The organism is Streptomyces sp. NPDC111802 (assembly GCF_055634335.1).
Genome location: NZ_JBVKCZ010000093.1, coordinates 1 through 11,452, shown reverse-complemented (window position 1 = coordinate 11,452; position 11,452 = coordinate 1). Strand labels below are relative to the sequence as shown.

Below are 11,452 nucleotides of genomic sequence, written 5' to 3'. Positions count from 1 at the left end.
CTGCCCACCGCAGGCTGAAACCAGGGCCGCCACCCAGCCCCACCACCACCTGCCACACCCTCAACAACCTGCAACCCCAACAAGTTGACGACGCCCGTACAGGAGCTCCTCGACCTCGCGGAAGGAGAGCGGAAAACGGTGGTACAGCCAGACCGCATGCGCGATCACCTCCGCCGGATAACGCAACCCCGGTACGACGGTGGCGTGTCCACGAGCAGACCCTCCCCAAGACGATCAACACGAAGATCGTCTCACAGGAGCTCTCCGCTCAAGTTGACGGCGCCCTTCCTGCCGGACCGACCGACCACAGGATTCGTAACGCTCCTCTCGCGATGCGTTTTGTGGGTCGATTGACATACGTGCCGCTCCCGCCGTATGCGCCAACGTAGAGGCAACCCTCCCATTTCTTGTGGGGGAAAACATCAAGGCATCGAATGAGCTGTCTCAATAGCTGTACAGCTTATTTCGACGTTCTCGAGAGGCTTGCTTAAACCGGAGATGCCTCCGGTAAGGGTGCAGGCAGCCCGCAAAGCTGGTTCTCTATGGAATTTCCTCGACGACATGTACGTAAAAGGAGAATAATCATGGCAGGACGTCACAAGAAGCCGAACGCCGGGATGGCAGCACGGCAGAAGGTACTGAGAGCGGGCGTTGTAGCCGTCCCGTTGACCGCAGGCCTCATGCTTGCTTCTTCAACAAGCGCTTCCGCCGACGAGTTTTCGCAGAGCAACTACGGCGGCGCTGGCCAGTCCATCGGTGGCGGCCAGTACGGCGACGGCACCAGCGGCGGCGGCCAGTCCGGTTGGAGCACTGGCCAGTCCATCGGTGGCGGCCAGTACGGCGGGGGCGTGCAGGAAGCAGGGATCCTAGGGAATATAGCGAAAGAGGGATTTAAGAATTTGCCGGATTGGTATAGCCGCTACCTTGGCGGAGCGCCCAAGTCGGACTTCCCCAACATTGGCCCCTCAGGGCAAGCGCACATTCCCACTGCTCCCCCGGGAACCGACCCGTCTCTCTCGCCCTCAAACCCCTATTATGGGGGGGCGTACTGACGGCCTGCGATCTGCGGAAAGTCGGAGTTCTAGGGTCACGGGATGCCGGCCTGCCTGTCGCATCCCGTGACTGCTGACGGGGTACGTCCGACCGCTCGGTGCGGGTGCCTATGCGCCCTGGGCCAGAACTGGCACCCCGCCTCCGTCTGACTTTCTCAAATTCTCCCAGAATTCCTCGCTTCTCCTCCCAGGGGGGCGGGGAATTCTTTTGCCTGCATACCCCAGGCTGTATGTACGGGTGAGGGATCTGCATGCTGGAATGCCGGCGCCCGCGCCGCCAAGCAGGCCTGCGGCCTGCCGCGAACGGGCCGGGCGGCCGCTGCCTGCTTCACAGTCGTGCCGGGCTTGCGCAGATGGGCCAGGAACTCGGCGACGCGCCGCGGGGTCCCCCAAGCGTGGTCGGCTGGGTGTGCGGTACGGAGCGAAGGCACCCCGACGGCGGCGGCACAAGCGCGGACAAAGGCAGGATCCTCGCCCGCCACCTGCCCGGGTCTGTCTCTCCCGGGCATTGTCAACTTTGACGATCCGTCAGATGATCACGAAGGCGATTGCGGCCCTGCGCCTCTGAATCCATGAATGAAACGCCGCCTCGACGCACCACAGGCGGGTCCCGGACGGGATTTTTCTTCTTGATCACCTGACGTTCTGTCAAACTTGACAGTGCCACGCCGAGTACGTGAAGCTGCGAGCAGTCGCGTGAAATAGACAGTCAGATCCCTGTCCGGGAAACGCGAGGCCCCTCACGACGGCGTGAACTCAACTCGCCGTGGCGCAAGCTGGCCTGCTTCAAGCAGGCTCTGCTGGCCCTGGCCCACCTGCGGAAGAACGAGACGTTCGCCCAGGCGGGGGCCGGGTTCGGAGTGTCGGAGGCGACGGCGTGGCGGTACGTCGACGAGACAGTCGAGGTCCTGGCCGCCTGGGCGCCGGGCCTGCACGAGGCCCTGGCGGGCCTGGGTGAGGGCGACTTCGTCATCGTCGACGGGACATTGATTCCCACCCACCGCATCCGGGCCGACGAGCCGTACTACCCGCAGAAACACAAGCAGCACGGCATGAACGTCCAGGTGCTCACGACGCCGGACGGTACGCCGCTGTGGTTCTCACGGGCAGCGCCGGGACGGACCCACGACCTGACCGCCGCCCGCGCCCACGGCATCGTCCAAGCCTGCCTGACCCGGCAGATCCTCATCCTGGCCGACCGCGCCTACCAGGGCGCCGGCGGCACCGTCCGCACTCCCTACTACGGCCACCGCGAACTGCCCGAGCACTACCAGCAGTACAACCGCGACCATGCCCGTCTGCGCGCATCCGGCGAACGCGCCTTCGCCCAGCTCAAGTCCTGGCGCCTGCTCCGAAGGGCACGCTGCTCAACCAATCGCCTCGGCCGCATCGTCCGCGCCGTTCACACCCTCCTGATCTGCACAAACTCAGGATGAAAGAGGCTCAGTGAATACCGGTCGACGGAGAGCCGTGCGCTGCCCGGATGTCAACTCGGGCACATATACGCCCCATCAACGGGACTCGACCGCGAACGACTTTGCGACAGCTCTGGGGAGAAAGAGATTCAGTCGCCATCACCGGGGAGAAGGCCCGAGAAGAAGCTTCCGCTCGCCTGTGACGACGTCAGGTTTGTTCCGTCGCTTCCTTCCGGAATTGTGGTCCTATCCTCGACGAAATGCGAGGCAGCTGTACCCAGTGCGCCGGATGGTAGTTTACCTGGCGCTTGGGCGCCGGGCGAGGCGTTTCTCATCTGCGCTCCCCAAAACAGTTCATTGTCAAACTGTTCCTCCGTCTGCGGGGGCTTGTTGGCGTAGTACATGTGATGGTTATTCATGTAGTCATTGGCCCGAGTATACCAATAGAGAGGGTTGTACCAGCCACCATTTTGGGCGTTTCCGTACCAGTCCTGGCTGTTGTCGCCACCGGCCTGGTAGCTCTGACCGGAGCTGCCACCGTTCTGCATGCCGCTGTTCTGGTCGGTCTGGGTGTACCCACCCTGGCTTAAGCCGTCAGCGGATGCATTTGTTGCAGCGCCTAGCATGAGAACTGCGGCAACAGGGGCGGTTACGGCGCCTGCCTTCAGTGCCTGCTTCTTCCTCGTCGTGGTTGATGGCTTCCTGTGCTTTCCTGGCATTTTCACGTTACCTTTCGTGGTGTGGTGATCGTCTTCCCTTTCCCGGCGTGAGACGGGACCGGCCCCGACAGGCAGGAAACGGACCGGATCCCGGTCTGCGCCCCAGTACACGGAGAACTCGCTCACTCCGGTTTCGTACGCCTATTAGAACCGCCGGCAGCTCAGCGCGTAATGGGGCGAAAGTATGCACTCGGGGGTATCCGATAAGACGAAAGATGCAGGCTGGCGAGACTTTAGCCCCTTGCCTCGATCTTTCATGAGTGGTGACGTGACCGCGCGCCCGTGATGTTGTTTTCGTCCTGCTTGGTGAGTGGAGCCGGGCAAAGGCATCCTGGACTGTCCGGTGAACCAGGCTGGTCAGGGGCGGTGACGTGGCGAAGCCCCTCGTCGTTGGTGTGGGGATCTCACTCAACACGCCAACGGCCGGGGGCTTCGTTGCTTCCGTGTCCTTCCACGCTCGATGTCCGGCACGAGCCGGTCGAGCATGTCTCATGGCTCATCTACGCCCGATGGGTATGAGCGCCGCACTCGCTGGCGCAAGTTGAGTTGCTTCCGTCAGGCACAGCTCGCGGCCTGCCCGCCTGCGCACCGTAGGACAGCACGGCCAGGCGCATCGCCCGATCCCGCCAACGACTCCGCCCGGAGACACCGTTCACTGTCCTGCGCCACCGGAGTTTGGGCGTGTGCCATCGATTCCTGATGCGGTTTGTCAAGCCGCGAGAGCAGCAGGCGGGACGAGCTCGTAGGGCCGTCCGTCGCGTAGGGGGCCCCAGAGGACGTTGACGCGGCGGCGGGCCAAGGCGAGGACGGCCTGGGTGTGGCGCTTGCCCTCAGCGCGCTTGTGGTCGTGAAATCGGCGCGGCTCCTCGCACTTGTGGATGCCGAACAGAGCCGAGGTGTAGAAGAGCCGTTGGAGTCTGCGGTTGCATCGCTGTGGGCGGCGCAGGTTTCCGCTGATCTTGCCGGAGTCGCGGGGAACCGGTGCGACGCCGCCGAAGCCGGCGAGGCGGTGGGCGGTGCCGAAGACGCTCATGTCGCCGCCAGTGGCGGCCAGGAACTCGGCGCCGAGGATGATGCCAAGTCCGGGCGTGCTAGTGATCACTTCGTAGTCGCGATGCTTGCGAAACCGGCTTTCGATGAGCTTGTCGACTCGGCGACCTGTTGGTTGAGGGCCATCACCTCCCTCGCCAGCGTGTGTACCAACTCGGCGGTCAGGTTCTTTCCGAGCAGGCTCGTGCGCTGGCGCTCAGCGGCCTGCACGGCTGTCTCGGCCAGCCGATCGGCGCGGAGGACCTTGCGGTTGCGCAGCCAGGTTTCCAGCCGCTTGGCGCCGATTCGGCGGATGGCGGCCGGGGTCTGGTAGCCGGTCAGCAAGGTGAGCGGCCCGGTGTTGGTGAGGTCCAGCGCCCGTTCCAGGCCGGGGAAGAGGCCGGTGAGCTGGGCACGGAGGCGGTTGACGGTGCGGGTGCGGTCCGCGACCAGGTCGAGGCGCCGCCCCGTGAGGAGCTTGAGGTCGGTGACGGTCTCGTTGCCGGTGCGTAAGAAGTGCAGGTCGCGGCGGATGCGGGCCTGGTTGGCGATGACCGCGGCGTCCTTGGCGTCGGGTTTGCCCTCGCCGCGGTAGCTCTCGGAGGCGCGGTGGATGGCCCGGCCGGAGATGTAGTGCACCGGCTGGTCGTGACTGAGCAGGATTGTGATGGCCAAGGCGGCTCCGCCGTCGGCCAGGTCGATGCCCCAGGTGACTTCGTCGCCCAAGGCCAGGACATCGGCGAGGAGTTCGAGGAGTTCGGGTTCGTCGTTGGCGACGTGTCGTGACAGCAGTCGGCGGCCGCTCTCGTCGATCGCGACGCAGTGGTGGTGGGTCTTGCCTGCGTCGATGCCGGCCCAGATCGCGGGCATGTGGTGCCTCCGTCCAGGTCGATCCGCAGCGGCTCCAAGGCGTGGGCATCGCGGACATCGGCCCGGATGATGCGGCCGGTTCCCAGATGCAGCGACACCCGCAGCTGGCGGCCTATGCGGTGTTGGGTTCATCCCCATGGGCGGCAACGGAGCGGAAGCTGTCATGGTTGCCGTAGGCGCAGCCAGCGGCCACCGCGCGAAAGACCAGCCCGGCCGCCTTGGCCTGGGCGGCCAGGGCGGCCGCGATCTGCAGTTGGTGCGAAAGCCAGGGTCGTTCTTGCCGCGGGGGAAGTGATGGGCCGGGGTATAGGGACGGCGCGGCCCGGGAAGTAGACGCGCTCGTCCGCCCAGCACGTGGTCACGGTGACCCCACCACGGTCGATCTTCCCGACCGAGCCGAGATACTGCTTGCCCACCTGTGTGGTCGCCGGAGTCATCGACCACCAAGGCCCCGTCCGGGTGCGGGGCGGTGGCCGGGTCGGCCAGCAGCAGTTCCAGGCGGCGGGCGTTGACCGCTTCCTGGCTCCAGGTCGACTCAGAAGGGAAGAACTGCAGCCACTGCACCGCCGTATGCTGGGCACCGGCCACCGGTTCGGCGTCGGACAGGCAGGTCAGGCTTGTTGCGATCGCGGGGCGACAGCAGCCGGTCAGGCTCTCAAGTTCCCCAGACCGTAGTTGATGCCTTTACCTCACGGCCTACTTCCGCACAGACCCGCCGTCAACAAACCACGGCTACAACATGTCGACCTGCGAGGTCTGGGACATGTCCGTTTGGGGCGCCTCGAACATCGCGGTAAGAGCGTTCGACTCCCAGCCCTGCGGCGAGGGCATCTCAGCGACGGCCGCCGTAGCCGGCTGGGTCGGCGTCGGCCACGACTGCTGGGCCGGTGCCGCCCACGACTGCTGAGGCAGAGTCGACGTGTTGGACTGGGCCGATGCCGATGCCGATGCCGATGCCGATGCCGATGCCGACGTAGCCGACTGGGACGTGGCAGGCGGCTGGGTCGTGACCGTCGGCTGTGACGTAGTGGTCGGCTGGGCCGATGCTGGCGTAGTCAGCTGGGCAAGTGCGGCCAAAGACTGCTGGGCCAGTGCCGCCCACGGCTGCTGAGCCAGTGCGGCCCACAACTGTTGGGCCGATGCCGAGGTACCAGCCGGCTGGGCCGGTGCTGGCGTGGCCGGCTGCGATGTAGCAGGCGGCTGGGCTGGCGGATTTGACTGCTGTTGCGCGGACGCCTGAGCCAACAAGACCTCGGCCAGGGCGTTGCGTTGCTCCGGGGTAAGTTTGGAAATGACCTGGCTCAGTTCCTGGAGTTGCTCCTGCGCAAGCTGGGCCAGTATCTGATGCTCCGATGCGGCCGGTGGCTGGGCTGATGCCTGAGCCGCCAGGATCTTCGCGAGGGCATTGCGTTGCTCCGGGGTGAGCTTGGCAATGACTTGGTCCAGTTCCTGGAGTTGCTCCTGCGGGAGCTGGGCCAGTACCTGCTGCGGGGTGGGTGCTTGAGCCGGTGCTGCCTGCGCAGGCGCGCTCGGAGTTGCCGCTGTATCGGCCGCCAGGGCCTGTCCCGCGCCGAGAACACTTCCCGCTGCAAGGGTCAGTCCGACCACTGTAGCTTTCGTCCCTAAATGGCCCACGGTTCTGAGCCTCCTCCGCGACGGTCCGGCGATCCGGTGGCGGGCCGGCACGCCATGCCTCGAATGAACTCCCATGAATTTTCCTCTTTCTTTTCATGCGTCGATGGGTGGTCCCGCGCGGATCCCAAGGGCCAGCTGATGCCAAGCGGATGCGGACCCAGCAGATCACGCCCCGTTCTCGATGTCACCTCCTGATGGCCGCTATTCCGTCACGTACCAGAGTGACGACGCCGATTACATCAGGCGGCGAATAAACGCGGCCTACGCCACGCTCCCAGCGGCCCGGGTGAATGCAGGACGGTAATACCTCGCTCCACAAGTGATATGACACATGCCACATATCCTCCAGAAGCGGCAGCATCCTGCATGGCGCGCAGCGCACCATGCAATGTTGTGCAGCGGCTCGTTTCACCCGGCGGCTGCTCTCACATGCTCCCTTCCACGCTCGCGGACACGCGTATGCGGTTGGTCTCACGAAGCCCATGAAATGCCATCGTCAGCATCACGCAGGCGACAGCGACCGGAAAGAGCAGAACCTGTGAAGCCTCCAGGCTTGCTCGAGCCCTGATGCCTGGAAACAGGCGCGTCCGGTTCTGAGGGGGCCGGATCACGGCGACGTGACCCGGCTACCCGACCAGCAGGGGGCATCTCCACTCGCGTGGCATTTGACGCAGCTACTGCTGAGGCGCCCAAGCCTGCGGCTGTGCCCCCGGCTGAGTCGGCGGCTGCGGTTGCTGTGCCTGCTGAACCGGAACCAGCTGCGGCTGGGCTTGCGGCTGCGAGGGCAAGACCTGCGGCTGTGCCCCCGGCTGGGCCTGCGGCAGCGGTTGCTGTACCGGCTGAACCGGCTGCGCCCAAACCTGCGGCTGGGCCTGCGGCAGCGGTTGCTGTACCGGCTGAACCGGCTGCGCCCAAACCTGCGGCTGGGCCTGCGGCAGCGGCCGCTGTATCTGCTGAACCGGAGGCGACTCCTGCGGCCCAGCCCAGTTGAGGGTGGCCTCGTCGGCCTTGGAGTTGTCCGCCGTCCTGTCCGACATCGGCAGCTGCGCCCCGCCCTGCGGCTGCGGCTGTCCCGACTCCTGCTGGAACTCCTCAAGCTTCTGTTGCACTCGCCCCCGATTCACCACACCAGTCCCGAAAGTGCTGCCCTTGGCCAAGGCCTCAATGGAAGAACCCAAAACGCGGTCACCACTGGCCATACGCTCACCGGTCGTCAAACCACCCGCCGGGGTCAATCCGCCCACAGCGGCACCAGCGAGTGTGCGCCCCATGGCCGAACCACCCGCACTACCCGAATCCGAACCAGACGCCTCCTGATTAGAACCCTGCGGCTGGGGCAGCTTGGCCGACCGACGCTGATCCGGTACCGCCGTCAATGACGGCGCAGGCTGCCGAGACTGCTGGTCCTGGTGCTGCTGTTGCAGCCCCGATGGCGATGGGATCGACGACTGCTGCGTCTTGACTGGCTGCGGCTCCGCCAGGCCCCGGTGGGCCTGGACCGGATCCTGCTGAAACACAGCACGGTGTTCAGGCGAGACTGACGGAGACGGCTGCTGGGACTGCGGTGAGTGATCACCAGCGGACTGCTGCTCGGTTTCTCTCTTACCGAGCCTGTGTGCCTGTGCCGACGGGGAATGCGCGGGCAGCTTGTCTCCGGCGTCCTGGCCGGCCTGCTGACCGCCAGGCTGGGTCTGACCGCCCGCAGCCAGCTCGCCCATACCCGCGATGCCAACAGCGGCGCCGCCCGCGGTATCCGAGGAAACCGGCTGGGCATGGTCCTGCGGGTTCGGCTGGCTCTCGCTCTGCCGCTCAGCCGATATTTCGCGCTTCTGTATATTGGCGTCTCCGACACTGTTACCCGATGGCAGGAGCTTCCACTCCTCGCCGGAATTAACCCCGGCCTGCTCCCCGCTCAGCGTCCGTACTACGGTTTGCTTTACTCCTCCTGTGGGCAGCGGGGCAATAGTCATTGTACCGTTTGACTTTATCCATGTGCCGCCGCCGACCTCGTTCTCGCGCTGAGCGTCCGCCCCCTGGAGAGGGCGTTCCATTTTCTCGACCACTTTCCCTGATGATGTCAGGGAGTAAGTGAACTTGGTGCCATTCTCGCCGTACACTTCGACTGGTTTGTTGCCATTCTCCTTGACCAGCTGGAGCGCACCCTTGGCGTCGTAAGGGTCACGAGGAAGCTTCCCATCATCGTCCTGGGGACGACCCTCCTGGCCCACCTGAGGATCCGGCGGGGTGACGATCTCGTTACCGGTGCCCCCGGAAACCGGCTCTTGCCCGGCCAGATCTTCCCCGGCCCCTGCGCCGGTTCCAGACGTGGGGCCGAGACCCAAGCTTGCGATAAATTTACCCTCACCGCTCACCTGGAAGCGTTTGACAGCGAGCGCCAGGCCGCTTGAGTCTGAACCCGCATTAGAACCAATCTTTCCGCCGTAGCTAGGAATCGCCGCAAGTTTTTGTACCGCAGTGATCGTCTTGTCGGTGTCCCCGGCATTGGCATCATGTATGGCGAGCAGCATCTCCATGGCACCTCCCTCCGCGTACTTTGCCACATTCCCGATGGTTTCACCGGACGTTTTTCCGAACCCTTGCCAGAGGTTATAGAGGTACTTTCGTCCGGTTTCGAAATCGATTCCGCTCTTATATAGATCTTGCAGTGCCGCGTATACTTTCTTACTGTCGTCGAGCCTCGGCGTACGAAGATAAGCTGAGGGTCCCCCCATGGAGTTGATCCATTTCATCGCATCTGCAGCACTCTCAGTGGTGCGGCGGTAGTCTGACGGATTGGGGGAATGCAGCCTTAACCACAATGCCTGCCGGAGGTCAGGAGAAGCATTTATGGCCTCGGAAATTCTTTCACGCTTCTGATCGACTGATAGACTACCTCCGGACGTGTCGCTGTTGATCATATAGTTGAAGGCGCTGACCGCGTCCTTTCGGCTGATCCCGTCCTTTTTCATGACTGCGATTGCCTGCTGCACGGCCCGCTGTGTCTGTGTGCCCCCCCTACGATTCCAGTCGTAGTATCCCAGAGTTCTGTCCATCGTGCCGTTGGCTTTAGCGGGGGCAACTCGGTCATCCTGGACGATCCATGAGACGTTCGGGGCCGTGCTTACGTTCACGGACTTCTTCCCGTCCTTCGTGACGACCCACATATCGACAGTATCGATGCCGATCTGCCCCGCATAGCCGCTGAGTCCCTGAATATTAAGAACTCCCAGCGCAAGGGCAGCCTTATCTGTGAGGCTATTAGGCGCACCCTGCGCAGTCCCGGCAAGGCTCCTCAGGAAAGTATCGAAGTTCGCAGTGTAATCGTTCGTCCGGACAGGCAAATTATGGCCCGGTGCGACGGTGGTTCCTACAGCCTTGATTTTTGCCATCAGCTCATTCGAGTACGGATCACTATGACCAGCCATAGCCTTATCATGGAGGTCCGTGTGGACACTATCGAACATTCTGTTGTAGAGGTCATTGTAGCCATTGCGAAGTGTCCCGATGTCGCCGTTCAATGCGGCAATGGAATCGCCGATCACCTTCCTTGCGTCATTCGCAAATTCGACGCCGTTTACCTTTCCCCCGGCTACCCATTTGTTGTACGCAGTCGCTAGTCCGTTTTCGAGATTGTTCCTCCATGACTTTGCCTCCTTCGACAGGTACACCAATGCTTCCTTCGTCATTCCTTCCACCGATGCTCCGGTTGCCAGGCTGGCTGCTGCCGCTCCCATGTCGGCGAGCACAAACATAAATTGCGTCCTCTGAAGGACGTAAATGTCCTGCTTCGAATCGTTCTTCACTTTCACTTCCTGCACGAGGCCGGGGCGCGCCCAGTGCCAGAAGCCCGTGTATTTCCCCGGATTCCATGTGTTTCGTGCAGCGCTGGCTTGGGGAGCAGCGCTAGCTGAGGCCGCGCTAACTACACCCGACCCCAGAGCGACCCCCAGCGAAAGAACCACCATGCCGGCCTGATTCGCCACCACGACCGAACTCTTACGTACCTTCCTGTGGCGCGCAGACATTTCTTTCTCCTTGTATGGAAGTTACCGCTGTCGGCTCATATCCGTTTGTCAGGAGGCCGGCAACCGGCGCAGGAGCTACTGCCCCACTTTCTGCAGGATGAGCTGTCCGAAGGCGAACATGCCAGGTCAACGTCGTCAAGCCCCGGTCAATTGAGCGTTCCGTTACGCAAGGACAGGCGTGACCCTGGTCATGTATGAAGCGGAACAAAAAAATCTCTGGAGACCGCGCAGTTTCGTGTACTGCTTAACAAATCGGGAGCATCGATACTGTGCGGATGCGGCAACGGACGCATCTACCGGCCTCCGTATGACAGGAGACACATTCAGGGATATGCCAAGTTCGGCGGAGCACCAGGTGATCGACAAGGGATATTCCGACGGTGGGTGATATCAAGTTGCAGGGAAGCTTCCATGATCCTGGTGTAGATCGTCGTGGCAGGGTCTGCCGGTGAGCACCTGTTGCACCGGCATACCGGGTTTTCGAACTTGAGCGGTGCGGCTCGTCAGGTGCGCTGACGGGCGTCGTCAACTTGAGTGGGGTGTCTCGACTGGGATGATTGCCGGGTTTGTTGATCTTCCCGGGTGGGGGCTGGCTGTGGGGACCGAGACGGGCGTGTCGTACAGAGGGTTTCGGTTCCCGGCGGAGGTCATTTCCCATGCGGTGTGGCTGTACTTCCGGTTCCCGCTCAGTTACCGCGAGGTGGAGG

General features: G+C 63.3%; 5 protein-coding genes and 3 pseudogenes. 2 read left to right on the top strand and 6 right to left on the bottom strand.

Annotated elements, in window-relative coordinates; translation table 11 throughout:
- Positions 1-90: 90 nt before the first annotated feature.
- Positions 91-186 (bottom strand): annotated as a pseudogene (locus ACZ7NC_RS42865) (IS6 family transposase); the annotation flags it as partial.
- Between the two features lie 398 nt (positions 187-584).
- Between ACZ7NC_RS42865 and ACZ7NC_RS42860 the strand changes: the two are divergent.
- Positions 585-1,052 (top strand): hypothetical protein, encoded by a 468-nt coding sequence (locus ACZ7NC_RS42860; RefSeq protein ID WP_471497315.1) that lies wholly within the window; start codon positions 585-587, stop codon positions 1,050-1,052.
- Between the two features lie 701 nt (positions 1,053-1,753).
- On the top strand, positions 1,754-2,488 hold the full coding sequence (locus tag ACZ7NC_RS42855) for a transposase family protein (RefSeq protein WP_471497317.1): 735 nt from the start codon (positions 1,754-1,756) through the stop codon (positions 2,486-2,488).
- Positions 2,489-2,616: 128 nt separating this feature from the next.
- Here ACZ7NC_RS42855 and ACZ7NC_RS42850 read toward each other — a convergent pair whose 3' ends face one another.
- The 5 genes and pseudogenes from ACZ7NC_RS42850 to ACZ7NC_RS42830 all read right to left on the bottom strand — a co-directional run bounded on the left by ACZ7NC_RS42850 (position 2,617) and on the right by ACZ7NC_RS42830 (position 10,538).
- Positions 2,617-3,312 (bottom strand): hypothetical protein, encoded by a 696-nt coding sequence (locus ACZ7NC_RS42850; RefSeq protein WP_471497314.1) that lies wholly within the window; start codon positions 3,310-3,312, stop codon positions 2,617-2,619.
- A gap of 583 nt (positions 3,313-3,895) precedes the next feature.
- Positions 3,896-5,085: pseudogene (locus ACZ7NC_RS42845) on the bottom strand (IS110 family RNA-guided transposase).
- Positions 5,086-5,236: 151 nt separating this feature from the next.
- Positions 5,237-5,728 (bottom strand): annotated as a pseudogene (locus ACZ7NC_RS42840) (transposase); the annotation flags it as partial.
- Between the two features lie 89 nt (positions 5,729-5,817).
- The gene (locus ACZ7NC_RS42835; protein WP_471497312.1) at positions 5,818-6,693 is read right to left on the bottom strand and encodes a hypothetical protein; all 876 of its coding nucleotides are present in this window, start codon (positions 6,691-6,693) and stop codon (positions 5,818-5,820) included.
- A gap of 701 nt (positions 6,694-7,394) precedes the next feature.
- On the bottom strand, positions 7,395-10,538 hold the full coding sequence (locus tag ACZ7NC_RS42830; protein ID WP_471497310.1) for a hypothetical protein: 3,144 nt from the start codon (positions 10,536-10,538) through the stop codon (positions 7,395-7,397).
- Between the last annotated feature and the right edge of the window lie 914 nt (positions 10,539-11,452).